The organism is Paraburkholderia sp. RL18-101-BIB-B, from assembly GCF_046026985.1.
GTDB lineage: Bacteria > Pseudomonadota > Gammaproteobacteria > Burkholderiales > Burkholderiaceae > Paraburkholderia.
On the sequence record NZ_JARESV010000056.1, the window covers coordinates 1 to 25,239 of the forward strand.

22 protein-coding genes are annotated in these 25,239 nt (G+C 63.4%); 14 read left to right on the top strand and 8 right to left on the bottom strand.

The annotated features are described in order from the left end of the window. Positions 1 to 244: 244 nt before the first annotated feature. Positions 245 to 688 (bottom strand): CBS domain-containing protein, encoded by a 444-nt coding sequence (locus P0D73_RS39780; protein ID WP_408289484.1) that lies wholly within the window; start codon positions 686 to 688, stop codon positions 245 to 247. Between the two features lie 270 nt (positions 689 to 958). Here P0D73_RS39780 and ribA point away from each other — a divergent pair, with 270 nt between their 5' ends. Then, positions 959 to 1,609, top strand: coding sequence for a GTP cyclohydrolase II (gene ribA, locus P0D73_RS39785; RefSeq protein WP_116121574.1), 651 nt, complete (start codon positions 959 to 961; stop codon positions 1,607 to 1,609). Between the two features lie 128 nt (positions 1,610 to 1,737). On the opposite strand, the gene P0D73_RS39790 is transcribed toward ribA, so the two are convergent. Both P0D73_RS39790 and P0D73_RS39795 read right to left on the bottom strand, forming a co-directional pair. Further along, positions 1,738 to 1,941, bottom strand: coding sequence for a hypothetical protein (locus P0D73_RS39790; RefSeq protein ID WP_408289487.1), 204 nt, complete (start codon positions 1,939 to 1,941; stop codon positions 1,738 to 1,740). Between the two features lie 14 nt (positions 1,942 to 1,955). Next, on the bottom strand, positions 1,956 to 2,873 hold the full coding sequence (locus tag P0D73_RS39795; RefSeq protein WP_408435472.1) for an NmrA family NAD(P)-binding protein: 918 nt from the start codon (positions 2,871 to 2,873) through the stop codon (positions 1,956 to 1,958). 205 nt (positions 2,874 to 3,078) lie between these two features. On the opposite strand from P0D73_RS39795, the gene P0D73_RS39800 reads away from it, so the two are divergent. Beyond that, on the top strand, positions 3,079 to 4,017 hold the full coding sequence (locus P0D73_RS39800; RefSeq protein WP_408289493.1) for a helix-turn-helix domain-containing protein: 939 nt from the start codon (positions 3,079 to 3,081) through the stop codon (positions 4,015 to 4,017). An 89-nt stretch (positions 4,018 to 4,106) separates the two neighbouring features. Here the strand turns inward: P0D73_RS39800 and P0D73_RS39805 are convergent, their stop codons facing one another. The 3 genes from P0D73_RS39805 to P0D73_RS39815 all read right to left on the bottom strand — a co-directional run bounded on the left by P0D73_RS39805 (position 4,107) and on the right by P0D73_RS39815 (position 6,322). Further along, positions 4,107 to 4,934: an anti-sigma factor family protein gene (locus P0D73_RS39805; protein ID WP_408181906.1), complete on the bottom strand. Its 828-nt coding sequence runs from the start codon at positions 4,932 to 4,934 to the stop codon at positions 4,107 to 4,109. Next, positions 4,931 to 5,449: a sigma-70 family RNA polymerase sigma factor gene (locus P0D73_RS39810; RefSeq protein WP_012426855.1), complete on the bottom strand. Its 519-nt coding sequence runs from the start codon at positions 5,447 to 5,449 to the stop codon at positions 4,931 to 4,933. The genes P0D73_RS39805 and P0D73_RS39810 overlap by 4 nt, the downstream gene beginning before the upstream one ends. A 150-nt stretch (positions 5,450 to 5,599) precedes the next feature. Further along, complete coding sequence (locus P0D73_RS39815; RefSeq protein WP_408181905.1) at positions 5,600 to 6,322, bottom strand: anti-sigma factor family protein; 723 nt, start codon at positions 6,320 to 6,322, stop codon at positions 5,600 to 5,602. Between the two features lie 280 nt (positions 6,323 to 6,602). Here P0D73_RS39815 and P0D73_RS39820 point away from each other — a divergent pair, with 280 nt between their 5' ends. The 3 genes from P0D73_RS39820 (at position 6,603) to P0D73_RS39830 (ending at position 8,612) form a co-directional block, all read left to right on the top strand. Further along, the gene (locus tag P0D73_RS39820) at positions 6,603 to 6,872 is read left to right on the top strand and encodes a DUF4148 domain-containing protein (RefSeq protein WP_408181903.1); all 270 of its coding nucleotides are present in this window, start codon (positions 6,603 to 6,605) and stop codon (positions 6,870 to 6,872) included. Positions 6,873 to 6,984: 112 nt separating this feature from the next. Continuing rightward, positions 6,985 to 8,076: a catalase family peroxidase gene (locus P0D73_RS39825; RefSeq protein ID WP_408289498.1), complete on the top strand. Its 1,092-nt coding sequence runs from the start codon at positions 6,985 to 6,987 to the stop codon at positions 8,074 to 8,076. After that, positions 8,073 to 8,612 (top strand): cytochrome b, encoded by a 540-nt coding sequence (locus tag P0D73_RS39830; protein WP_408289501.1) that lies wholly within the window; start codon positions 8,073 to 8,075, stop codon positions 8,610 to 8,612. Before P0D73_RS39825 ends, P0D73_RS39830 begins: the two co-directional genes overlap by 4 nt. Before the next feature lie 7 nt (positions 8,613 to 8,619). Here P0D73_RS39830 and P0D73_RS39835 read toward each other — a convergent pair whose 3' ends face one another. Beyond that, a complete protein-coding gene (locus tag P0D73_RS39835) occupies positions 8,620 to 11,115 on the bottom strand; it encodes a GcvT family protein (protein WP_408435474.1) in 2,496 nt (831 codons plus the stop codon). 273 nt (positions 11,116 to 11,388) lie between these two features. On the opposite strand from P0D73_RS39835, the gene P0D73_RS39840 reads away from it, so the two are divergent. The 5 genes from P0D73_RS39840 to P0D73_RS39860 all read left to right on the top strand — a co-directional run bounded on the left by P0D73_RS39840 (position 11,389) and on the right by P0D73_RS39860 (position 18,059). Then, positions 11,389 to 12,171 (top strand): DeoR/GlpR family DNA-binding transcription regulator, encoded by a 783-nt coding sequence (locus tag P0D73_RS39840; RefSeq protein ID WP_132383069.1) that lies wholly within the window; start codon positions 11,389 to 11,391, stop codon positions 12,169 to 12,171. A 124-nt stretch (positions 12,172 to 12,295) separates the two neighbouring features. After that, complete coding sequence (locus P0D73_RS39845; RefSeq protein WP_132383071.1) at positions 12,296 to 15,754, top strand: DEAD/DEAH box helicase; 3,459 nt, start codon at positions 12,296 to 12,298, stop codon at positions 15,752 to 15,754. Between the two features lie 239 nt (positions 15,755 to 15,993). Continuing rightward, positions 15,994 to 16,212: a hypothetical protein gene (locus tag P0D73_RS39850; protein ID WP_408289513.1), complete on the top strand. Its 219-nt coding sequence runs from the start codon at positions 15,994 to 15,996 to the stop codon at positions 16,210 to 16,212. 319 nt (positions 16,213 to 16,531) lie between these two features. Continuing rightward, a complete protein-coding gene (locus P0D73_RS39855) occupies positions 16,532 to 17,344 on the top strand; it encodes a peptidoglycan DD-metalloendopeptidase family protein (protein WP_408435477.1) in 813 nt (270 codons plus the stop codon). Between the two features lie 100 nt (positions 17,345 to 17,444). Beyond that, on the top strand, positions 17,445 to 18,059 hold the full coding sequence (locus P0D73_RS39860) for a septal ring lytic transglycosylase RlpA family protein (protein WP_408435479.1): 615 nt from the start codon (positions 17,445 to 17,447) through the stop codon (positions 18,057 to 18,059). A 504-nt stretch (positions 18,060 to 18,563) separates the two neighbouring features. On the opposite strand, the gene P0D73_RS39865 is transcribed toward P0D73_RS39860, so the two are convergent. Continuing rightward, a complete protein-coding gene (locus P0D73_RS39865) occupies positions 18,564 to 21,302 on the bottom strand; it encodes an MGH1-like glycoside hydrolase domain-containing protein (protein ID WP_408435481.1) in 2,739 nt (912 codons plus the stop codon). 794 nt (positions 21,303 to 22,096) lie between these two features. Between P0D73_RS39865 and P0D73_RS39870 the strand changes: the two genes are divergently transcribed. The 4 genes from P0D73_RS39870 to P0D73_RS39885 all read left to right on the top strand — a co-directional run bounded on the left by P0D73_RS39870 (position 22,097) and on the right by P0D73_RS39885 (position 25,228). After that, entirely contained in the window at positions 22,097 to 22,363 is a 267-nt protein-coding gene (locus P0D73_RS39870; RefSeq protein ID WP_408435483.1) for a hypothetical protein, read from the top strand. Positions 22,364 to 22,511: 148 nt separating this feature from the next. Then, positions 22,512 to 23,960, top strand: a complete 1,449-nt coding sequence (locus P0D73_RS39875; RefSeq protein WP_408435485.1) for a DUF3300 domain-containing protein — start codon at positions 22,512 to 22,514, stop codon at positions 23,958 to 23,960. A gap of 12 nt (positions 23,961 to 23,972) precedes the next feature. Next, positions 23,973 to 24,887: a DUF2950 domain-containing protein gene (locus P0D73_RS39880; RefSeq protein ID WP_408289529.1), complete on the top strand. Its 915-nt coding sequence runs from the start codon at positions 23,973 to 23,975 to the stop codon at positions 24,885 to 24,887. Further along, on the top strand, positions 24,887 to 25,228 hold the full coding sequence (locus P0D73_RS39885; protein ID WP_408181887.1) for a hypothetical protein: 342 nt from the start codon (positions 24,887 to 24,889) through the stop codon (positions 25,226 to 25,228). Before P0D73_RS39880 ends, P0D73_RS39885 begins: the two co-directional genes overlap by 1 nt. The last annotated feature ends 11 nt before the right edge of the window (positions 25,229 to 25,239 follow it).

Consider the following 25,239-nt stretch of genomic DNA (forward strand, 5'->3'; position numbering starts at 1 on the left):
CCGGCCCCCATGCTGTTTCCGGGCGTTCCCCCCCGGCGCGCCCCTGGCCGGCCCCCCACGCTTCCGATCGTCGAATTGATTCGAGCGCGACGCGGCAGCAGCGCCGCGAGCGCCACAAGACAGCCGGGCCGCGCGAGTCGCGGCCCACAAGTCAAGGAACCTCCGCTGCCGCAAGGTAGCTTCGCCCAACCGTTTCACGGATTGGGCTTTTTTTGCGCGTCGGTTCCGCGGCGTGCGTATCAGGTCAGGGCCGCTCGCCGTGAATATAGAACTCGAGCTGCTGAATGGTGAACTGCTGTTCGGCGATGATGTTCTTCACCAGGTCGCCGATCGATACCATGCCGACCAGCCGGTCATTGTCGATCACGGGCAAGTGGCGCATGCGCCGCTCTGTCATGAGGGCCATGCAGTCGTCGGTGGTCTGATCGGGGCGGACAAAGCGCACGGCCTTGCTCATGATGTCGCGCACCGGCGTGGCCTTCGACGAGCGGTCCATCAGCACGACCTTGCGCGCATAGTCGCGCTCCGTGACGATTCCGGCGATGCTCTCGCCGTCCGTGACGACCAGCGCGCCGATGCCCTTTTCGGCCATCAGCTTGATCGCTTCGTAGACTGAGTCGTCGGCCCCGACAGTGAAAACAGTGGTGTTGTTCGGTTTCGTTTTAAGAAGCTGTGCAACGCTTGTCATGGAGCGGCTCCGTTTCGCAGTGCAGCACGCCGGCGCGGCGCGCTGTCGTGAGGGACAGGCCATTCCAGTATAGGCGTGACGCGCCACCGGGGTACTTCGGGAATACCTGTGGCGCGCGCTGCGTTTAACTCGGGTAGCGGCGCACCGCGACAGCGGTTCCGTGCTCCATGCAAGGGCATACGGGTGCGGCAGGCCGATTAGCGGTAAACTCCCAGTCCGTACCTTATTCCCGGTTTGATCGGGTTCATGTCAGCACCATTGTCTAACGCCATGCTCACGTCTCACGATCCGTCGCCCGCAGTAGACGGCGCACCCAACGGCGAATGCGTCATTCTCGACGCCACCGCCACGCTTCCTACGCGCTACGGCACGTTCACTTCCTACGTGTTTCGCGTATGCGAGAGCGGCGCCGAACATCTCGCGCTCGTGATGGGCGACGTCGCCAACCAGTCGTCCGTGTTGACGCGCCTGCATTCCGAGTGCCTCACCGGCGACGTGCTCGGCTCGTACCGCTGCGACTGCGGCGAGCAGCTCGACCTCGCGCTGCGCTACATCGCGGCGGAAGGCTGCGGCGTGCTGCTGTATCTGCGCGGCCACGAAGGGCGCGGCATCGGCCTGTCGAACAAGATTCGCGCGTATGCGCTGCAGGAGCAGGGGCGCGACACCGTCGAGGCCAATCTCGATCTCGGCTTGCCGGACGACTCGCGCGAATACGATTCGGCCGCGGGCATTCTGCGCACGCTGAAGGTCACGTCCGTGCGTCTGATGAGCAACAATCCGGAGAAGTTCGACACGCTGTCCAAGCATGGCATTCCGGTGTGCGAGCGGGTCGCGCTGGCGATTCCGATGCGCGAGGAAAACGAGCGTTATATCCGCACCAAGCAGGTGAAGTTCGGTCATTACTTCGACGAGAACGAATGAACCACGTGCCTGTGCCGGCCGCCGTGTGTGAACGGCAGCCGGCGTTGTAGCGGCGGATTCGTCGATATCTTGCGCCCGGCATGCCGGGCGCTTTGCTTTGCGCCTTCGATACATCGAAGCGCGGCGGATCAGAACAGGCTGAAGTCGTCGTTGCTGTCGGGAATTGCGTTGAGCACGTCTTGCAGCGCGCGCCAGCCTAGCCATCCCACAAGACTTGCCGATATCGCCAGCCAGCGGTGCGCGCGCGTGTTCATGCGCGTCGATCGCGTTCGATGTTGGGACGCGACCTTGCGCGCGTCGACCGATGTACGTAGCAAAGGGCAGGTATGCATGCGGTCTCTCCTCTCTAACGAGCGGTGCCGTCGGCGGTTGCCGCAGCCGTGGCCACGCGCGGCAGAATCGCTGCCAATACTTCACCTAGCGTCGTCGCGCCAAAGCGACGTTCGCTGATATCCGCTTCGACATCGATACGACCCGCGTTGTGCGCGTCGTAGAGATCGGTGATCAAACGCGCGTGGCCTTCGCCGAGCCCCGCGCCTTGCAGCACCGTGGCCCATTCGCCGCGCGGCACTTCGCGTGCTACAACGGCACGGCCTGCCAGTTCGCTGATCGTGCGCGCCACGTCCAATGCGCTGATGCGCTCATCGCTTTCGATGCTCACGACACGCGGCGAGACCGGCTGCACTCGATCGTCGAGCAACAGTTCGGCGGCCAGCACGCCCACGTCCTGTGCGGCGACGGTGGGAAAGCGTTTGCTCAACGGATGATGCAGACTCGGCAGCGCGCCTTTCGCGAGCGCGATCGGCAGCACGCGTGCCCAGTTATGCATGTGTTCGGCGGCGCGCAGAAACGTCAACTGCGAGTCCACCGTTCGCAGTTGCGTTTCAAGCTCGTGAAACAGCGTGGTGATGCCCGTGCCGGCCGCATGTTCCGCGCCGTAGTCGGAGAGCGCGAGAATGCGAGAGGGCGGATCGGCGCGCAATGCCGCGACGCTCACGTCGATCATGCGCCGCATCGCCTGTGCGGGATCGGCGTGTCCCCGTGGCAACGGACACAGCAGTTGGACGGCATGCGCACCTTCGATTGCGCGCGCCACCGTTGCGGCGTCGAGCAGATCGGCAACGGCGATCTCGCAGCCGATCCCGGCGAGGAATTCGCCCTGTTTTTTATCGCGGACCACCGCACGCACGTTGCGGCCCGCCCGGCGCAATGCCGCCGCGCTCACTGTGCCGACATTGCCGGCTGCTCCAAAAATCACGAACACGTTGCGCTCCTTGTTGGCTCGGTACGGCCTTATCTTAGAGGCGCGGCAGCGGGGAAACGCGCGGGCAAGGATCACACCGCGCAGATTCGGATGACGGTTTTACCTGCCGCGCCGCAGCAGACGCGTTGAATCTCGTAGAGTCGAGCGAAGCGGCGCGAAACGTCGCACAATGCAGGCACACTCGAAGTCATCCACGAGGGCAGCAATGAATGCAGTGACACCGATACCTGGACTGCAACCGCAGCCGCATAGCGGTTCCCGCGTCGTATTGCGTTCGAGCAGGCTGCTCGGCTGGCAAGGCTTCGGCGCGGAGCTGGTCAACGTGTCGGCCGGGCTGCACCGTATTCCCGCGTTCAAATATCACCGGGTGGGCGTGCATGTCGGCGCGCCCGTCAAGGCACGCTGCCTGTGCAACGAGCGCCGCTACTCGCGAATCCAGGCGCATGGCGACGCCGACGTCATTCCCGCCGGACTCGACGGGCAGTGGAGCGATGAAGCCGCCTGCACGATTTTCAGCGTGTGGATCAGCGAAGCGTTCGCGCAGCGGACCGTCGAGCAACTGTCGCTGAAATCGAGCGATGCGCAACTGCGCCCGCAATTCCAACTGCGCGATCCGCGCTTTCAGCATCTCGCCTGGGCCTTACGCGCCGAACTCGAAGCGGACGAGGCATCCGATCCGCTCTACGCCGAAAGCCTGTGTACGGCGATGGTGGTGCGATTGATCGGCGGTGCGCCGACGCTCGATAACAAGCGGCGCACGCTCGCGCCGAAAACGGCCGCGCGCGTGATCGAGTTTATCGAAGCGCATCTGGACCAGCGTCTCACGCTGAGCGAACTGGCCGCACTCGCCGAGTTGAGCGTGCCGCATTTCAAGGTGCTGTTTCGCGAGACGCTCGGCATGCCGGTGCATCAATACGTGGTGCAGCGGCGCGTGGAGCGCGCGCGAACGCTGCTGCTGCAAGGCAAGCTCAACGCGAGTCAGATCGCGCTCGATACGGGCTTCGCGCATCAGAGCCATATGGCGCATTGGATGGGCCGCTTGTTGGGTGTGACGCCGCGCGAGCTGATCAGGTCGAGTGCGAACTCAGGCAGCATTGTCGAGTTCGATTCGAGCCATTCCCGCCGCATTGCTACGCCGCGCTAGACCCTCGCAACGACGTTATGCGCGCGGCCTCACTGGATCGAGGCCGCGCGCCGGGAAGCTGAAACGCACACCGTAGTGCAGGGCACCGATCAACCCGGCGCTGCGCCCGTCAACTGCGAATAGACGTCATGCGACAGTTGCAGCAACTGCTTGCGGTCGATTCCGCCCGACACCGCATAGCCGAAATCGCCGTCGATCCAGTAGAACACGTTCACTGGGCCGTCCTGATACAGCTTGAACGCGGTCGTGTTCGAGTTCTGCTGGCGACGCGAGATGCACAGCGTGACGCGCTCGCCGTTCGGCCCGCGATACATGAACTGCGCGGTCGGTCCGTCGGCGCCGGGCAGCAGCCGTCCGCCCGAGAGATTGAAACCGCTCTTCGACAGAATCGGCGGATGCACGTTGGTGCCGAGACGGTTGGAGAGCCACTGCACGAAATCCTGTTCGTGATCGTCGGTGCTCATCTCGGTCGGCCGGTCGACGGCGGGCATGTAGACCACATGCGCCACCGCCGCCTGCCGCGCGAACATTTCCGAGCTGTCCGCGCTGACAGGCCGCGTGTCCGAGTGGCCACTTGCAACCGGCGCGATCACGTCCTGTCCCATATGCGTGCCCACGCCGATGCCCACGCCCATCACCAGCGCCGCCGCCATTCCGGCGAATTGCGGCCAGTTGGCGGCAATTCGCCAGCGGCGCGGCGCAGGCGCCTGCAGGCGCTTCGGCACGGGCTCACTCAGCACGCGGTCGTAGCGCTCGTGGAACATACTGTTCAGCGAAAAATAATCGCTGACGCGCGCGGCCAACTCCGGGTTCTGTTCGAGCGCGCGCTCGACATCGGCACGGCGTTCGTCGGACAGCGTGCCGTCCACGTACGCATGCAGGTCTTCTTCGCCGATCGGCATAGTTTGGTCGCTCATCGCACCACCTGTAATTTTGCACCGGGCTGCGTGCCCGCCATCAACGCCCGCAACCGTTCGCGTCCGCGCGACAGCCGCGACATCACCGTGCCGAGCGGAATGTTCAGCGCGAGCGCCACGTCGGCGTAGCTCATTTCCTCGAGCCCCACCAGCAGCACGACTTCACGCTGCTCCATGGGCAGGCGCTGCAGCGCGTAGTCGAGGTCGCGCATTTCCAGCGAGCGGGTCTGCTCGGAGGGCACGGCGAATTCGCTCTCGGACACGCTTTCGTCGTCGACCGCCACGTGGACGGCGCGCGCCGAAGCCTTGCGCGCCTGATTGGCGAACACGTTGTGCATGATCGTAAACAGCCACGCGCGCAGGTCGGTGCCCGGCTGGAACATGCCGGTGCGGCCGAGCGCGCGTTCGAGCGTGTCCTGCACCAGATCGTCGGCGAGGTCGCGATTGTTGATCAACGCTCGTGCATAGCGCCGCAAACGCGGTACATGCTCCATCAACTCGTCACGGACATCCATTTTGTATCCCAATCGTGGAGTTTTTCCGCGGGCAAGAAGGCGTTCTCTTGCCGCGCGAAAAGACGCATTCGAGATGCGAACACACGTGCGCGCATTTTATTCCGCCGTGGTGTCTGAGAGCGTGAAATGCGTGCCGCACTCAACACCCCGTCATCGCATGGTCATCGCGTCGGCGGCGCGCATCAGGCCGTGGGTGCGGGCGTCGCCGGCGACCACGAAACGCTGCCGCTGCGCGGTCCACAGCAACAGGCGAATCTCGCCGATGCGTCTCGCGGACCACTGCGCCTGCGCCGGCGCGAACAATGCCAAAGCCGACAGCAGCACCACCGGTTGATTGTCGCCGTTCAGATAGATGAATTCGCTGACCCGCTGAAGCGGGCCCAGCGCCACCACTTTTTGGTCCACGAGGCGCAACCCGATCGCCGAAAGATTTGGCGCGGACGGATCGGCGCGCGTTGGCGACGCAGCGGAAAACTGCCCGGCGGCGCTTTCGGCCAATGCCATCACCGCGGCGTTGTTCAGCGCCTGGGCGGACACCTGAGTCGCGGCGAGCCAGCCGCTTGCCACCGCCAGCGTCAGCGCGAGCGCCGCCAGCGTGTTGACCACCTTGCGGGTCCGTTTTCCCGTGTTGATGCGCTCCAACACGCGGCGCCATCCTTTGACGCGGCCCGGCACGGGTTCGTCAGTTGTTTGGAAAGCCTGCTGAATCTGCGCGTTCAGCCTGCCGTAAAACGCCACCCGGCGCGCCTCCGCTGGATCCTTGCCCAGATAGTCCCGCAGAAATGCCGCGCGCTCAGGCGTCAGCGTGCCGTCGGCGTAGGCCTGAATGTCCGCTTCGGAAAGCGGCGAATCGGAAGGGGCGTCAGTGGTCATGATGTCGGCGTGCGAGGGAGTTCGGCTAGCGAAGGGGCGAACACGCACACACCCAAGTTTATTCCATATGTTCGCACGCCAATTTCAACGCCGCAGGGCGGCCGCGAGCGCACATTCATGCGCCCCTCAGCGCGCTGCCGAAGCACGAGCTAACCCGATTGCGCGCCGGTTTATTCCCGCTTCCGGATATGTTTTTTCTGACGCTTCGAGGCAGGAATAAAAGCCATGGACCCGTGGTTCTCCCTCATGCAAACCCGCACAAAACTCACTGGAGTTCATCATGAAGAAGATCGCTTTTGCCGCATTGTCCGTTGCTGTTCTCGCTGCTTCGTCGAGCGCTTTCGCGCAAGGCAAGACGCGTGCTGAGGTGTACCAGGAATTGATCCAGGCCCAGCAGAACGGCCTGAACTACGTCACCGATGCATCGTATCCCGAAGTGAGCCCGGTGTTCGCGCAGCAGGTCGCGCAGCACAAGGAAGCACTCGCCAAAGAAGCGGCGGCCGCCAACCATGTTGCGAGCCAGGACGCGCAGGCAGGCAGCGTCAATTGAAGTGCCGATACCCCGGCGCGCGACTGGAACGGGCGCGCCGGATATCGAATGGAATAGATCGCTGCATCGCGTGTTAGCCCGGTAAGCGCATCTATCCGAGAGAGGAGTTTTCGTGGCAAAACCATCCGTTCCCAATCCCGGGCCTGTCTGCGTGCCCTGCCGACTCATCGCGATCGGCGCGGCCGTGCTGGTGCTCGCCGGCGGCTTCGCCTTCACGGCGGGCTGGCTGACGCCGGCGCGTCTCACCGCACCGCGTTTCATCAACACATTCGAGGCCGTGGCCGGCCAGCCGCATCCCGGTTATCGGCGCAATCATGCCAAGGGCCTGTGTATCGAGGGCTATTTCGACAGCAACGGCGATGGCGCGGCGCTGTCCAGCGCGGCCGTGTTCGCGCCCGGCCGCACGCCGGTCACGGGCCGCTTCGCGGTGCCCGGCGGCAACCCGTCCGCGCCGGATACCAGTTCGCCCGTGCGCAGCCTCGCATTGCTGTTCCAGTTGCAAAACGGCGAGCAGTGGCGCACCGGGATGAATTCGACGCCCGTTTTCGCGGTGCACACGCCCGAGCAGTTCTATCAGCAACTGGTGGCCGCCAAGCCCGACCTGGCGACCGGCAAACCGGACCCCGCGAAACTCAAAGCGTTTTACGCGGCGAATCCCGAGACCCAGCCGTTTCAGGCGTGGGTGAAGGCCCATCCGCCTTCGTCGAGTCTGGCGAATGCCGCGTACTACAGCATCAACGCATTCCGCTTTACCGACGGCACCGGCAATACGCATGCCGTGCGCTGGGCGATGGTGCCCGAGACGCCGTACGCGCCGATCACGGACGCCGAAAAAGCCGAGAAGAATTTTCTCGAAGCCGACCTCGATCAGCGCCTGCAAAACGGCCCTCTGCGCTGGCATCTGATCCTGACCGTCGCGAAGCCCGGCGACCCCACCAACGACGCCACGCTGCAATGGCCCGACGATCGTCAACAAGTCGACGCCGGCACGCTCGTGATCGATCACACGACGCCGCAGGCAAACGGCACGTGCCGCGACGTCAACTTCGATCCGACGATCCTGCCGGCCGGCATCAAGCCGTCGGACGATCCCTTGCTGGCCGCACGCTCGGCCGCGTACGCACTATCCTACAAGCGCCGCACACGCGAGGAAGCGTCGCATCCCGCGGTTCATCAAGCCCAGACAAACGGAGACCACTCATGAGGCCGACGCGCACCCATTTCAGTCCGCTCGCGCGCCTGTTGCATTGGACGATGGCGCCCCTGATTATCGCGATGCTGTTCATCGGCGTGGGCATGGTCGCCACCGTCTCGAGCGCGCACAACACGCTGATCGCGATTCACCGGCCGCTCGGCATTGCGTTGCTGCTGCTGGTGGTGCTGCGTGCGGGCGTGCGCCTCACACGCGGCAGCCCGCCGTTGCCCGACGATATGCCCACGCCGCAGCGGTTCGCGGCGAAGGCTTCGCATCTGGTGCTCTATGTGTTGATGGCGGCAATGCCGTTGATCGGCTGGGCGATGCTGTCCGCCGCGGGTTATCCGGTCACGCTCTACGGTCCGCTGCACTTGCCGCCGATCGCGCCGCATAACGTCGAGTTGTTCGCCTTGCTGCGCGCGTTGCACACGTGGCTCGCGTTCGCCTTGTTCGCCACCGTGCTGCTGCATCTCGCGGCGGCACTGTTTCATGGGCTGATCCGACGCGACGGCGTGTTTTCGAGCATGGCGCGCGGCGAGCGTTAGTTCTTCTTTAGCGCTTCACGCGTTCCGAGCGCGGATCGTAAGGCGCTTTCAGATGCAGCGTTGCCGGCAGCAGTTCGCCGGCGACGTCGATCGCATAGCTGCCGCTGTTCAGATAGGCGGCATCCGCTGCGCCCTCGGGATTGTTCACATAGCCCATCGCCACAGGACAGCCGAGCGTGTGGCCGAACGCCGCCGAACTCACGAAGCCCACCGGCTTACCGTCGCGCAGAATCGCTTCACCGCCCCATAGCATGCGATCCGCGGCGCCGTCGGCGGTCAGCACGACCATGCGTCTGCGTGGCGGTTCGGCGCGCAATTTCAGCAGCGCGTCGCGGCCGCGAAACGCAATGTTCTTGTCGAGCTTGCACGCGAACGACAGTCCCGCTTCGAACGGATTCGTATCCGGCGTGAGTTCGCGGCCCCATGCGCGATAACCTTTTTCGATGCGCAAGGAGTCGATTGCATAGTAGCCCGCGTTGACGAGGCCGAACGCTTTACCCGCGGCGCGCAGCGTCTCGTACACGCCTACCGCGAATTCCACCGGCACATACAGTTCCCAGCCGAGTTCGCCGACGTAGGTGAGGCGAGTGGCCCGCACCGTTGCGTAACCGAGGTCGACCTCGCGGCTCTGGCCGAACGCGAACGCTTCGTTGCTCCAATCCGCTTTCGACACGCTTTGCAGCAGTTCGCGCGAACGCGGGCCCATCACGGCGAGCACGGCATACTGGCCGGTCACGTCGACGAGCGTGCAGTGTTTGTCGTGTGGAATGGCCTTGTCGATCATGTCGAAGTCGCGCGTGGTTTGCGCGGTGCCGGTGACGAGCAGGTATTGATCGTCGGCGAGGCGCGTGAGCGTAAAGTCCGATTCGTAGCCGCCGCGCTCGTTGAGCATGGCGGTGTAGACGGTGGTGCCGGTCGGCACATCCACGTCGTTGGCGACGATGCCTTGCAGCACGCTTTGCGCGTCGCGTCCCTTGACGAGAAATTTGGAGAACGACGTCATGTCGAACAGCGCGACGCCTTCGCGGCACGCGCGGTGTTCGGCGCCGCTCCAGGGCAGCCAGTTCTGCTGGCCGAATGCGTACTCGATCCTGGCCTCTTGCGGCGAAGGCGCAAAAAAGTTGGCGCGCTCCCAGCCCATCTTGCTGCCGAAACACGCGCCTTCGTCACGCAGCAGCGAATACAGCGGCGAGCGGCGAAACGGCCGCGCGCTGTCGAGTTCGCGATTCGGCCACGGCATCGCGTAATGCAGGCCGAGCGTTTCCTTCACGCGGTCGTGCAGCCACGTGTCGTTGCCGTTGAAGCGCGCGAAGCGGCGAATGTCGACCGGCCACAGATCCATGGTCGGCTCGCCCGCCACGATCCATTCCGCGAGTGCCATGCCGGCGCCGCCCGCCGAGGCGATCCCCATCGAATTGAAACCCGCGCCGACGAAAAAGCGCCGCAGTTCGGGCGCTTCACCGAGCATGAAGTTGTTGTCCGGCGTGAACGATTCGGGACCGTTGTAGAACTGCTTCACCTGAGCCGTTTCGAGCGCGGGCACGCGCTGCAGCGCATTTTCCATCAGGATTTCGAACTGATCCCAATCGTCCGGCAGCAGTTGAAACTCGAAATTCTCGGGGATGCCGTTCATGCCCCACGGCTTCGCATCCGGTTCGAAACCGCCCATCACGAGGCCGCCCACTTCTTCCTTGAAGTAGATGAAGCCGTCCGGGTCGCGCATCACCGGCAGGTCCGGATGCACGCCAGCAATCCGTTCTGTCACGATGTAGTAGTGCTCGGCCGAGTGCAGCGGCACGGTCACGCCGCACAAGCGTCCGACGGCCTTGGCCCACTGACCCGCGCAATTCACCACGATGTCCGCGCCGAGCGTGCCTTCCTCGCCATCCTTGTTGCGCCACGCTAGGCCGCTGACTTCGCGCGCGCCGCTCGTTTTGCCGTCTTGCGCGGTGCGCGTGTGGATCGCCGTCACGCGGGTGTTTTCGACGATGCGCGCGCCGCGCTGGCGGGCGCCGCGGGCGAGGGCCTGGGTCAGATCGGTGGGATTCGCCTTGCCGTCGCCGGGCAGCCAGACCGCGCCGAGCAGGTCGTCGGTGCGCATGACCGGCCACTGGTCGCCGGCTTCGCGCGGGCTGATCACGTCGCAGGCCACGCCGTAGGCGCGCGCGACGGCGGCGGTGCGTTTGAGCTGCGTCATCCGCTCGGACGTGCGGGCCACCGAGAGCGAGCCGCATTGCTTCCAGCCGGTGGCGAGGCCGGTGTCCGCTTCGAGTTCGGCGTACAGCGCGGTCGAATAGCGGATCAGCTTCGTCATGCTCTCCTGGGCGCGCAACTGGCCGACGAGCCCGGCCGCATGCCAGGTCGTGCCGCACGACAGTTGGCCCTGTTCGAGCAGCACCACATCGGTCCAACCCAGCTTCGTCAAGTGGTAGGCGACCGAGCAGCCGATGATCCCGCCGCCGACAATGACGACGCGAGCGTGAGTGGGAATGGATGTGGACATGTGTGGATATGCGTGGATCGGGTGCGTGTAGATTGCCGTAAAAAGACACGAAATGCAACGAATACACAGCCTTGTTGTGATTCGGGCGGCGTCATGCGGCGGTCATACGACCGTGCGCCTTCCGGAAGGGTACGACTGCTTCGGCCTTGTTTCAGAAGGAGAAAGCTCATAGTGCGCCTTAAAAATGTGGTTTTAGTTGGAAATGTGTGGCTATTCAATCCGTAAAACTGTGCCTTTTGCTAGACTGCAGTGAATCCTCACCGCCCAATCGCCATGTTCTCCAACCAGCGCCAAGCCGAAATCCTGCGACTCGTCCGCGAGCAGCGCACCTGCACGATCACCGATCTCGCCGGCCGTTTCGCCGTCTCCGACGAGACCATCCGCCGCAACATCAAGCCGTTGATCGCGGACGGCCTGCTAATCAAAGTTCACGGCGGCATCATGCTGCCGGAGCGTCTCGACGAGCCGCCGTTCCAGCGGCGCATGACGGCGAGCCTCGAGGGCAAGCGGGCGATCGGCGCGCGGATCGGCGAACTGGTGCGGGACGGCGATTCGCTGATCCTTGAAGGCGGCACGACGTGCCTGCATATTGCACAGGCGCTCGCTGCCCGTTCGCGGCTCACGGTCGTGACCAATTCCATCGAAGTCGCGCGCGTGCTGGCGCCGCGCAACGGCAACCGGGTGTTCGTCGCGGGCGGCGAGCTGCGGCCGGACGACTGCGCCGCGGTTGGCGACAGCGTGCTGGCGTTCCTACGCCAGTTCCACGTGCGCTACGCGATCGTCTCGGTCACCGCGATCGACATGCAGGGACGTTTCATGGACGCGCTGCCCGCCGACGTGGCGTTTTCGCTGGCGGCCTTCGCCCAGGCCGAACGGCGCGTGGTCGCGGCGGATCACGCGAAGTTCGGCCACAGCGCGCTGGTGCACGCGTTCGGCGCGGACGCCGTCGATCTGCTGGTGACGGATGAAGCACCGGCGCCCGCATTGGCTCAGGTGTTCGCGGCGGCGGGGGTGGATGTGGAAGTGGGCACACAGCCAATTTCGTCCAACGCGTAAAATGGCCGGTTATCACAGGCAATCGATGCCGCACAGACATTCACCGGCCGGCGCCAGCCGCGCTCTGTCGAGCTGATTCTGTCCGCGCGCTTGCCCAAGCCGGCTTGAATAGGATTGGACGCTGATGTCGTCAGTTTTCTTTGATCGGGAACGGATTGCAGAATGGCTGGGGGACCACACCGTCGCCAAAGCGCGCTCGGTCGGCCCCATCGCCAATGTGAAATGGCACGGCGCCACGCTGAGCGGCGACGTGCAGGGCACGCGGACGCTTCCCTACAAAACGCGGGTACGGTTTCGCACCGACGGCGGTTCCCCTTGGGCGCAGAGCGACTGCACGTGTCCGGTCGGCCGCAACTGCAAGCATGTCGCCGCGCTGCTGCTCGCCGAGCTCGACTATCACGACGAGATGGACCACATCACCCATGTCGAACTCGACGACGGCGACTCGGCGCGCGACCTGCCGCCGAAGCCGATGGCGCACATGGGACAGCCTTCAGGCGTGCGGCCCGAACTGGTCAGTTGGCTCGAACGTTTTCGCGCCCGCGCCGAGGCTGCGGATGCCGACGCCCAGAAGGCGAGCGCCCCGCGCACCCAGACGCTCGCATACCGGCTGAACTGGTCCAACTTCCACATGCGCCACGAGGTGGTGCTGTACCGCGCGCGCTGCAATCCGGACGGCGCGGTTGTCGAAGTGGACGAACCTTGGGGCAATGTCGAGACAGCGCTGCTCAAGCAGCCGAAATTCGTCTCCGACGAAGATCTGTCGATCCTGCGCGGCCTGTGGCTCGGCCGCTCCCGTGAGGACTTCGGCCAGTTCATCCTGCGCGGCACGAGCGGCGCGGAGATGCTGCAGAAACTGATCGCGACGGGGCGGCTTTTCGTCGACTTCAATCCCGCGCCCGGTCAAGCAGGACCAACAGCGCTCTCGCGCGGCGCCGACCGGCCCGGCCGGATCGAATGGGAGCCGCTCGCCGACGAGCGCCTGCGGCCCGTGCTGTGCACCGAGCCGCGCGCCAGCATGGTGCTGCCGACCGAGCCGGTCTGGTACGTGGACGGCGTCGCGAATGAGGCGGGCATCGTTCAGTCGTCGCTGCCGTTCCAGCAGTTGCCCGACTACCTCGCCATGCCGCCGATCTCGCTCGCCGAAGCGCCGTTGGTCGCCTCGGTGCTGCGCGAGATCGCGCCCGAGTTGCCGCTGCCGCCCACGCACGACGCGTCCGCTATCCGCGTGATCGACGTCGAGCCCGTGCCGGTGCTCTCGCTCAACAGTCATGCGCTGCCGTCGTCGGCGAGCAAGGCGGGGCTGCGTCAATCCGGAGCGGTCGAGTTGGCCGGCGTGAGTTTCGATTACGACGGCGTGAGCATCAACGTGGACAGCAGCGTGACGCTCGTGCCGATGCCGGGTGGCGACGTGATTCATATCCGCCGCCGCTACGAGGCCGAGAAAAAACGTCTGCTCGAACTGCGCAAGACGGGTTTGCAGAAGGTGCCGACCAGCCGGGTCTACGCATCGCGCCTGCTGCCCGACACCATGCTCGGCCTGCCCGATGCCGAGGCGTGGTCAGCGTTCGTCAACGACGCCGTGCCCGACCTCGTGAGCAAAGGCTGGCGCGTGACGATGGCGCCGGAGTTCCGCTACAACGTCATCGAGATCGACGCGATCGAAGGCACCGCGCATCAGGCCGGCGACGGCTGGTTCGATCTGGAGATGGGCATCCGCATCGGCGAGCGCAACGTGCGGCTCGAGCCGCTGCTCGCCGACCTGTTCCGGCGCGACCGCCGCTGGCTGAGCGGCGCGCTCGAAAGCATCGCCGACGACGAACCGATCGAGCTGAAGACCGAGGAGAACAAGCGTCTGCGCTTGCGCGCCAACCGTCTGAAGCCGGTGGTGCGTGTACTCGTCGATCTGTTCGACGCGCTAGGCGGCTCGCTCGCGGAGGGTGCGCCGCTGCGCGTGGCATCCGTCGACGCCGGTCGACTGGAAGCGTTGAACGGCACGGGCCGCTGGCAATTTCGTGGCGAAGATTCGATCCGGCAACTCGCGCAGCGTCTGCAAGCCGGGCCGGGTTTGCGCGAGGTGCCGGTGCCGCGCGGCCTGAAGGCCGAACTACGGACCTATCAGCACCAAGGCCTGAACTGGATGCAGTTTTTGCGCGAGCAGAACCTCGCCGGCGTGCTCGCCGACGACATGGGTCTGGGCAAGACCGTGCAGACGCTCGCGCATATCCTCGCGGAAAAAGAAGCGGGCCGTCTGACGCGGCCGGCGCTGATCGTCGTGCCGACCACGCTCGTGCACAACTGGCGCGAAGAAGCGCGCCGCTTCGCACCCGAACTCAAGGTGCTGGTGCTCAACGGTCCGCAGCGCAAGGAGCGCTTCGAACAGATCGCCGGGCACGAACTGATTCTGACCACGTACGCGCTGCTATGGCGCGATCAGAAGGTGCTCGCCGAGCATGACTATCACTTGCTGATCCTCGACGAAGCGCAGTACGTGAAGAACGCCACCACCAAAGCCGCGCAGGCGATTCGCGGGCTGCGCGCGTCGCATCGGCTGTGTCTGACGGGCACGCCGCTGGAGAATCATCTCGGCGAGCTGTGGTCGCAGTTCGATTTTCTGTTGCCGGGCTTTCTCGGCAGCCAGAAAGACTTCACCAAACGCTGGCGCAATCCGATCGAGAAGAATGGCGACGGCGTGCGCCGCGCGTTGCTGGCGCGCCGCATCCGGCCGTTCATGCTGCGCCGTCGCAAGGACGAGGTCGCCAAGGAGCTGCCGGCCAAGACCACGATCCTGTGCTCGGTGGACCTGGAAGGCGCGCAACGCGATCTCTACGAAACCGTGCGCACGGCGATGCAGGAGAAAGTGCGCGCCGCCGTCAGCGCGCAAGGTCTCGCGCGCAGCCACATCATCGTGCTCGATGCCTTGCTGAAGCTGCGCCAGGTGTGCTGCGATCCGCGACTTGTCCGGACGCTCAAGGCGGCCGGCGAGGCGGGTGAGGCAGGCGAGAAACGCGACAGAACGGACCGGGTCGAGAAGGGCGCGCGCGCCATGCGTTCGGCCAAGCTCGACCTGCTCCTGTCGATGCTGCCGGAACTGATCGAGGAAGGGCGCCGCGTGCTGCTGTTCTCGCAGTTCACGGGCATGTTGGCGCTGATTGCTGAAGCGCTCGAAGAAGCCGCGATTCCCTATGTGATTCTCACCGGTGACACGACAGACCGCGTCACGCCGGTCGAGCGTTTTCAGCAGGGCGAGGTGCCGCTGTTCCTGATCAGCCTCAAGGCGGGCGGTGTCGGCCTGAACCTGACCGCCGCCGACACGGTGATCCACTACGACCCGTGGTGGAATCCGGCGGCAGAGAATCAGGCAACCGATCGCGCGCATCGGCTCGGGCAGGACAAGCCCGTGTTCGTCTACAAGCTGATTGCGGCGGGCAGCATCGAGGAAAAGATCGTGGAGTTACAGGAGCAGAAGGCCGGGCTTGCGGACAGCATTCTTTCCGAAGACGCCGCCGGCGCCGCCAAGTTCTCGGACGACGATCTCGACGCGCTGTTCGCGCCGATGCCTGAGATCGAAGGCGGCCGGTAAGAACGGGCGTTCCAGAATCCATCTCGAAACGTCCGGCGCGCATGCCGCGCCGCGCGACGTTACGCCCGTTCGCGGGCGCTCAAATATCTCCAATTTTGATGGTGCCGTGAGCGAAAGCGTGACAAGTGGTCAAGGAACGTCCTGTTCCCGGCGATGCCGTCAACGCTTTGTCCTGACACTCGTTGAACACGCGGCCGTGAAGCGGTCAGTCAACGCAGTTCGTTAAGGAAATACCATCCATGAAGAAGCACATTTTCGCCGTTACCGTCGCGGGTCTGTTCTCTATCGGCGCATTCGCCCAGGCATCCACGCCGGTCGACGCATCGTCGCAAGCAGGCGTGGCTACGCAGGAAGCCTCGGCGCCGGCTGCGAAGCATCACCACAAGAAGAAGCATCACAAGCACGCGCATCGCCATCAGGCTGCGTCGAATGACGACGCGGCGCCAATCAAGCCGTAAGCATCGGCCGACGATGTGAGGATGCGGGCCGATGCAGGTCGTCGGCCCGTCCTTCATCGCTGTTGGAATCGCGAGGCGTGAGGCGAAAGATCAGCGGCAAATCGATGCGAGCTGCAATCACGCATCGCTTGCACGCGCGCCGCTTGTTGCCCGTTGGACCACGCGACGAACCACGGATGCCGATGCTTTGCGAGAACCGTCACGCGCGCCACCGAATGAATAGCTGGCCGCAATAGCAACGCACGCCGACACCACACCGCATGCCTGCAGTCGCGGCAAGCGCGGCTAGCCACCCACGCGATTTACCCGGATCTCCCCGATGAAAATCTGTTCGTCCCGCTTTGCCAAATCGGGCTCTTCCATGCTATTCGCGCTGTTGCTGGCCGCGTCGTTGGCGGGTTGCGCGCTGGCCAGACCGGGAGCACAGCCGGCCGCTCCGGTCTATGCCGTTGACGCGCCGGCGCGCGTGTCCGCGCCTGCGCCTTTTCCTACGCCCGCATCCATTTCGCAAGTCCCTGCCGGCTTCTACCGCGTCAATCCCGGCGACACGCAGATCGGCGTTTCCAAGGCGTTCGGTCGCGAGGCTTCGGCACTCGCGCAGTGGAACCGCTTGTCGCCCGCTGACGGCCTGCGTGTCGGCCAGGTGCTGCGCGTCGCGCCGCCGCTGGGTGCCGGTGCCTCGCCCGCAGCCAGCGCGCCATCGAACTCACTCGCGCAAGCGCGCGCGCTCTTCGCGGATAGCCCGAGCGAGGCTGCGTCCACAAAGGCACGACTCGCGTGGCCCGTGAGTGGCGCCGTGACCGCGCCGTTCGTGTCGGGCAAGACGAAGGGGATCGTGATGGGCGGGCGCGTCGGCGAACCGGTGCGGGCGGCATCGGGCGGCCGCGTGGTTTATGCGGGAGGCCGGATCGCGGCGTACGGCAAGCTGATCATCATCAAGCACGACGCGCATGTGTTGACCGCATACGGCAACAACCGCGCGTTGCTCGTCAAGGAAGGCACGGACGTCAAGGCAGGCGAGGTGATCGCAGAAATGGGCGCGGACGACAAAGGCCAGGCATCGCTGCGCTTCGAAGTGCGCGCGGACGGCAAACCGGTCGATCCGCTCAAGTACCTCCCGAAACGCCAGTAACGCGGCGCGTTCGCGGCCTCGCCGCTCATCTGACCTTGACCTTGAACTCGAACGCGACGCGGAGCCTGCCGCATGCAGTGCGCCGCGCGACGTGATGCTTATGAATTTCTATCTACATTGCTTTGGCACGGGCCGGCGCGCGTCGACAGTCTTGCTGCTCGGCGCGTTGCTCATGCTTGCCGGATGTGCGCAGCCCGGTGTCGGTCGCGAATCGCTCAGTGGCGGCGCTGCCGCCGCACGCAATGGTCAACGTGCAACAACACCACATGCGGCACGAACCGGCGACATCGACACATCGCGCGCATCGGACACTGCGAGCGAGGGATCGTCACCTGGTCCTTTGGCGAACGACGATGCCGCATCGACCACGCCCGTCTGCGCGTGCGGCAACACTTTCCGGCAAACGGGCATAGCAACGTGGTACGGCAAGCGGTTCCACGGACGCCGCACCGCGAGTGGCGAGCGCTACGACATGCACGCGCTCACCGCGGCGCATCGCACTCTGCCGTTGGGCGCCTGCGTGCGCGTGACGGCGCTCGGCGGCGCGCGCTCGGTGATCGTTCGCATCAACGATCGCGGCCCGTTCGTGCGCGGACGGATCATCGATCTATCGTATGCCGCCGCGCAGGCGCTTGGCGTCGGTTCGGCGGGCAACGCGCAGGTGACGCTGGAACGCGTCGTTGCGGCACGCCGCTGCATGGAAACCGGCGCCTGATGCTGATCGTGATTACGAGAGAAGGGAAGCCCGAACATGTGGCCAATTGATTAAAGGCCGTCGTCGTATTGCGAGCACCGCGTCGACTGTAACAAAACCTCTGCGTATGTAAATTATCAGTTGCGGGCGCTTCAATTCATACGATTTTCAGCGCAGATGGCGCAACGTTTCTATTCGGCCGCGGTTTACGTCCGACGTAATAACTACCTGGCCGCCAGTTACAAAAGCAGTTCTTTCATCTTGAGGTCAATTTTCTGACCGGCTAATTTGTGTTCACTCGTGCGGCTAGACCCCCGCGAGCGTGTGATGTTTTGAGCGGCGTCGGCCTCCGGATTGAGACGACGCCGCATTTTTTTGACTGGATCGCGAGCCTGGTGGATTAGCAATCTTTCAACAATTGTGCAGCGCCTTTTTGAGCAACGATGCGCGAGATAACGCACTGAATCAGATACGTGTACTGGCTAAGACAACGCCCGGAAACGTACGTCGGAAATGGTTGCTCCGTCACCTTTGATTTGCGGCTTCTCCGCCAATCTGTTCTTTGACGACTCTTGCCATTAGCTGCACGCGTTCTGTTTCAAGCAGAGACTTTGCATCGATGCGTCCAAACAGATCGAGGAGAGGGGCCGCCAGCCCCGTCCATCCGGTCTGGTGGCTGGCGCCAAGGCCCGCGCCGTTGTCACCGTGGAAGTACTCGTAGAACAGGATCAGATCGCGCCAGTGCGGATCGTGCTGAAATTTCGCCGATCCGCCATAGACCGGCCTTTGTCCATGCTCATCTCGCAAGAACGTGCCGGTGAGCCGCCGAACAATCTCCTGGGCTACCTCGAACAGTGTCATCTGTGGCCCGGTACCCGTGGGACATTGAACCTTGAACTCGTCGCCGTAGAAGCTGTACAGATTCACCAGCGCCCGAACGATGAGCATATTGACCGGCATCCAGACCGGACCGCGCCAGTTGGAATTGCCTCCGAACATGCCGGTATTCGATTCGGCAGGCAGGTACTGTACTTTGTATTCCTGCCCACCGACATTGAGAACGAACGGATGCTCCAGGTGATAGCGCGAGAGCGAACGAATGCCGTGTGGCCCAAGAAATTCGTTCTCGTCGAGAAGATAACCGAGCACACGCTCGAGTTTCTTTTTATTGAGGATAGACAACAGGCGCCTTTCCTTATAGCCGATGAAACCCGCTTCCGTCGGGGCAATCTGGGCAATCAACTCGGGGTGACGTGTTCGAAACTGAGCCATCAGTTCCATCAGCTTCGGATAGCGAGTGGCGGAATCCGCTTCGAACACCGTCGACGCGCACAGCGGCAACAGTCCTACCATCGACCTCACTTTCAAGCGGGTCGCCTGGCCGTCAGGGAGGCGCAGTAGATCATAGAAAAAGCCGTCTTCCTCGTCCCACATCTCGTCGTGATGTTCGCCGCGGCGGTCCATCGCATAGGCAATCCACATAAAATGCCGGACAAACTTGAAGGCGATCTCTTCGTAGATGGGATCGTACTCGGACAGGATGATGGCCATCTCCAGCATGTTCTGGCAATAAAACGCCATCCACGCCGTGCCGTCCGCCTGCTCCAGCACCCCACCGGTCGGAAGCTGCGCGCTGCGGTCGAAGACACCGATGTTGTCGAGACCGAGAAAGCCGCCGGCGAAGACGTTGCGTCCGCTGGGGTCCTTGCGATTGACCCACCAGTTGAAATTGAGCATCAAACCCTGAAACGATCGCTCGAGGAACCGCGGATCAGCCCGGCCCAGCTGTTTCTCGTATTTGTATAGCCAGAGTGTCGCGGCGGCGTGCACCGGCGGATTCACGTCGCTGAAGTTCCACTCGTAAGCCGGAATCTGCCCGCTCGGATGGAAGTACAGGCTTCGCAGCATCAGCAGCAGTTGCTCCTTGGCGAAATCGAAATCCACCAGCGCCAGCGAGATAGTGTGGAAGGCCAGATCCCAGGCCGCGTACCAAGGATATTCCCACTTGTCCGGCATGGAGATCACGTCGGCGTTCAACATGTGGAACCAGTCTGTGTTGCGCACATCGCGACGGGCGGTCTCGAGCAAAGGATGGCTCTTGTGCTCACGCAGCCACTTGTCCAGATCGAAGTAGTAATACTGCTTGCTCCATAACATGCCTGCCAGCGCCTGGCGGTGCACTCGGCGTTGATCGTCTGTCAGCGATTTTGGTGCAATCCGTTGGTAAAACTCATCGGCGTCGGCGATCCGGCTCTCGAATATCCCGTCGAAACCGTCGAAGGGCTCGTTCATTCTGGTTGCCGTCAGCCGTAGGCGGAGCGTCCTGCTTTCCCCACCAGCCAACTCGACGATATAGTGAGCGGCGGCCTTCGTTCCCGTCTTTGCTGGACTTACCGCGTCGGTCTGCTTCGAGATAATGTAGTTGTGAAAAGCATCCTTGACGTAAGGAGACGCGTTGGGCTCGCCCCACAGATGCTGCGCATTACTCTCGTTCTCGGTAAACAACGACTCCGGATCTCCCTCGCAATAGAGCCAGTACTGGCCCAGTTCATGATGGGTTCCGCAAATCGTACCCGCTCCATCTTCACACAGCGACGGCTTGCGGGCATCGTCTCCCCAGGACCAGGTATTGCGGAACCATAGCGTTGGCAATACTCTTAACGGGACGCGCTCCGGCCCGCGGTTGTGCACCGAAATCCGGACAAGGATGTCGTCAGGATCTGCCTTTGCGTATTCGACGAATACATCGAAATACCGGTCATCGTCGAAGACACCGGTATCGAGCAACTCGTACTCAAACTCTTCCCGTGAACGCTTCCCGTTGGTCTCGACCAGGTCCCGGTAGGGATACTCCCGCTGCGGGTACTTGTAGAGGTACTTCATGTAGGAGTGGGTGGGCGTGCTGTCGAGGTAGAAGTAATACTCCTTGACGTCCTCTCCATGGTTGCCCTCGCCATTCGTGAGGCCGAAGAGGCGCTCCTTCAGAATCGGGTCGCGCTCGTTCCATAGCGCCAGTGCAAAGCACAGCCGTTGCTGGTCGTCGCACAGTCCGCCGAGTCCGTCCTCTCCCCACTTGTAGGCGCGTGAGCGCGCCTCGTCATGAGTGAAGTAATTCCAGGCGTCGCCGTTATCGCTATAGTCCTCTCTGACCGTTCCCCACTGCCTCTCACTTAGATAAGGCCCCCACTTTTTCCACGGGATTTGTGCCTCGCGCGCTTCGTTCAAACGTACTTGCTCCGTCACATCCACAACTTCCGCGGCCATGGCTTTTCCTCCGCTACGGGTGAACGAATCCGGCTCGACATCCCAAGAAGATCAGGGCGTTTCAGGCGAACGTACGGCATGCCGGCCAGCGCCGGTCTCGTTGACCCCGACGATTGCGTTCGAACTCGATCTAAAGGCTTGCGGAACGCTGATCGTCGAGGCTTTCCATACTTAACCGGATTGGTGTCGCTTGAATGACACGGGCCTGCGAACTGAATGACACAGGCGTCTCGCTACCATGAAAAAAAACAGTCGCGATGCCGTTCATCCGAATGGTCGTTGAATCCATTTAGATTCCTAAATGATCAACCATGACGTGGGTACGGACAATAAGACTTTGGTCGCACGGTTTATCGAATATTTCAGTTCCCTTCCATCGAGAAGCGGCAGCATTTCCGAAGTGGGACGAGGCGATCAAAAAAGCGGATCGACCAGGAAGGGCGACGTCTCGCTGCAACGCAGAATCGCAGATTGGCAGGCCGTACGAACCGTCCCGCAGGATCTGTTTCCTGGGACTGTGCGCAAAGCTGCGTACTGTGGCAGCCAACTGATCCTTACATTTTGCGTCGGGCCAGTATGGGACCAAAGGCTCATTGTCACTGAACAATCCCGTGTCCGATAATGAAGTGTGAGAGGCCCGCGAGGCAAAAAGATCACGCGGTTCGAAATTACGTTTCCATACAGGTGACTGACGTCCGTCGTTCTGGCGGTCGAAGTCATGGTTTTCACCTGGCGGAGCGAATTTGGCCGGTCGGCCTACCGTCGCCCTGCAACCCGTCCAGTTCGAGGTTCCCGTGAAGAAAATCATTGCAACGTTCCTGCTGTGCACCGGCGTGCTTGCCACGACGAGTTGGGCACAGACTGCCAGTGGGCCCGCGGCGAACGCGGCATCAGGCGGCAATTCGGATGAGATCGTGAAGATGCATCAGCAGGTTGCCGCAGCCAACAGAGCGTATGACCGGAAAGTCAGCGCAGCGAAAAGAGTCTACAACGAGCAGAAGGCAGCTGCGGCAAAGGTCCGCGACGAAGCCATTGCTGCGGCCCATAGCGGCGTGGATTAATAGACCAGTTCGGTTGCCGCTCAGCGACCCGTCATCTATCCATCGAAGGGGAAAAGTCCACAGCTTCGAAAAATAACACTACCCCGTGCCAGGCATGGGCGATGCAAACGACCGATGTTCGCGCGGTTGTGGGTTGGAGGGAGTAGCCATGAATCGGTGGAGTGAAAGACTGTCGCAAGCGGTCTGCATATGGTTCGTCGCTGTCGTGATGATGGGTTCGAGCGGGGTGAGCGCCCAGAGTCCACCGCAGCAGCCGACCTTCAAGCCAGAGGAGATCGAGGCGCTGGTTGCACCAATCGCACTCTATCCCGACTCTCTTTTATCTCAGGTACTGATGGCCTCCACCTATCCACTGGAGATCGTGCATGCCGCGCGCTGGGTCAAGTCCAATCCGAACATCAAAGGTGACGCCGCAGTGAAGGCGGTAGAGGGGCAGCCTTGGGATGTCAGCGTGAAATCGCTGGTCGCGTTTCCGCAGGTACTCGAGCCGATGAACGACAAGCTCGACTGGACCCAGAAACTGGGCGACGCCTTCCTCGCGCAGGAAAGCGACGTGCTCGCTGCGGTACAGCGACTGCGCTCGCGCGCTGAGAAATCGGGCAACCTGAAGTCCAATGAGCAACAGAAGGTGATCTCGGAGCCTGCGCCGGCGGGTGGGCAAGCCGCGCAGACCATCGTGCGCATCGAACCGGCGAACCCGGAGGTGATCTACGTGCCGGCCTACAACCCGACCGTTGTGTACGGCGCATGGAGCTATCCGACCTATCCTCCGTACTACTGGCCACCGTCCCCGGCTTACTATCCCGGCGCCGCACTCGCCACTGGATTTGCCTGGGGCGTCGGCCTTGCCGCGGCGGGAGCAATCTTCGGCAACTGCAACTGGGGTGGTGGAGACGTCAATATCAACGTCAACAAGGCCGCCAATATCGATCGCAACTTTGATCGCACCAAAGTTCAGGGCGGCGGCAAGTGGCAGCATGATGCCAGCCATCGTCAGGGCGTCGCCTACCGGGATAACGCGTCCCGCGAGAAGTTCGCCAATAATGTCTCCGGCGCCGACGCGCGCGGTGACTTCCGTGGCCGCACCGGTGACGCAGGCGACCGGGCCGGCGCCGGCAACCGCGCGGGCGGCGCGAACAATGCCGGCGTAGGCGACCGCGCAGGTGGCGCGAACAACGCCGGCGTAGGCGACCGCGCAGGTGGCGCGAACAACGCCGGCGTAGGCGACCGCGCAGGTGGCGCGAACAACGCTGGCGTAGGCGACCGCGCAGGTGGCGCGAACAACGCCGGCGTAGGCGACCGCGCAGGTGGCGCGAACAACGCCGGCGTGGGCGACCGCGCTGGTGGAGGGCCGACTGGAGGCGTCGGCAATCGTGCTGACGGAGGGAATACTGCCGGTGCCGGCAATCGCGCGGCAGTGTCCGATCGGGCCGGTACCGGAGCCGGGCGCGACAGTGCCTTCCAGGGTGTGGGTGGCGGTGGCGCCTCACAGCGAGACTTCAACCGGGGCCAAGCCAGCGCGCGGTCTTCGGGCTTCAACAGATCGGGCGGCGGGGGCGGGATGCGCTCGGGTGGTGGCGGACGTGGCAGACGCTAGGGAGGCACGAGCATGAAGTCATTACTACGATTTCCTGCGGCTCGGCTCGCCGCGATCGGCGGTTCAGTCGTGGTTGCGCTGGCACTCTGCTTCGGGGCGCCTCCTGCTGCATACGCGCAGACGGACTTCAAGTCGCCGGAAGAGGCGATGACGGCGTTCGGCCACGCTGTTGCCAATAACGACGAGGCAAGTTTAAGGGCTTTGCTGGGCGTCGACTTTCGGGAACTCATCCCTCCGGTCGGCGCCGAGATCCGAAGCCGCTTTCTGAAGGCTTGGGACACGTCGCATGCGATTCAGGCGACGGACAGCGAACGTGCCGACATCCTGGTGGGCAACGATGGCTGGACTCTGCCCATCCCCATCGTGAAATCGGCCAAAGGCTGGCATTTCGACACGCGCGCCGGAGTCGAGGAAATGCGCTTGCGCCGCATTGGCCGAAACGAGCTTGCCGTCATCCAGACAATGCTGGCGGTCTACGATGCGCAGCGCGAATACGCCGAGACGGACCATGACGGCAGTGGCGTGCTCGCCTATGCGAAGAAGCTGTCGAGCTCGCCCGGCAAGCAGGACGGCCTGTACTGGCCAACCGGCCCCGATGACAAGCCAAGCCCGCTTGGGGCCGCCTTCGTGACGGCGGGCGCGCGCACCGGGCAGGCAGGCTATTACGGCTACCACTACAAGCTGCTCACGTCGCAGGGCCCTCACGCCCTTGGCGGGGCGTACGACTACGTTGCCAAGGGCAAGCTCTTTGGCGGCTTCGCCGTCGTTGCCTGGCCTGTTCGCTACGGGGATACCGGCATCAAGAGCTTCATGGTCAGTCACGACGGGCAGGTCTACGAGCGTGATCTTGGCCCCGACAGCGCGAAGAAAGCTGCGGCGATGCAGTCATTCGACCCCGGCCCCGGGTGGGCGCAGGTGGCACATTGATGCGCCTTCTTCTACTCGCGGCTGCCTGCGGCGTGCTCGTCGCGCTATCGGCATGCCCTTACTACGCGGTCCCCGCCGGCACGGTGGTGATGACGCCAGCCAGTTACGATCGCTCGTTTGCCGCCGCGGCAGGCGCCATGCGCGACGAAGGCCTGGCCATTACCGTACAGGATCCGGCGAACGGCACCGTCGTTGGAAATTTCGGCAGCGTCATCGTGACGGCCGGCGTGCGCCAGCAGGCCGATGGGAGCGTACAGGTGCGGTTCGACTCCAGTGACGCACGCGACCCGACTTTGCTTCAGCGCATCTCGCGCAGCTACGACCGTCGTATGGGACGATGAGCGAGGCCAGG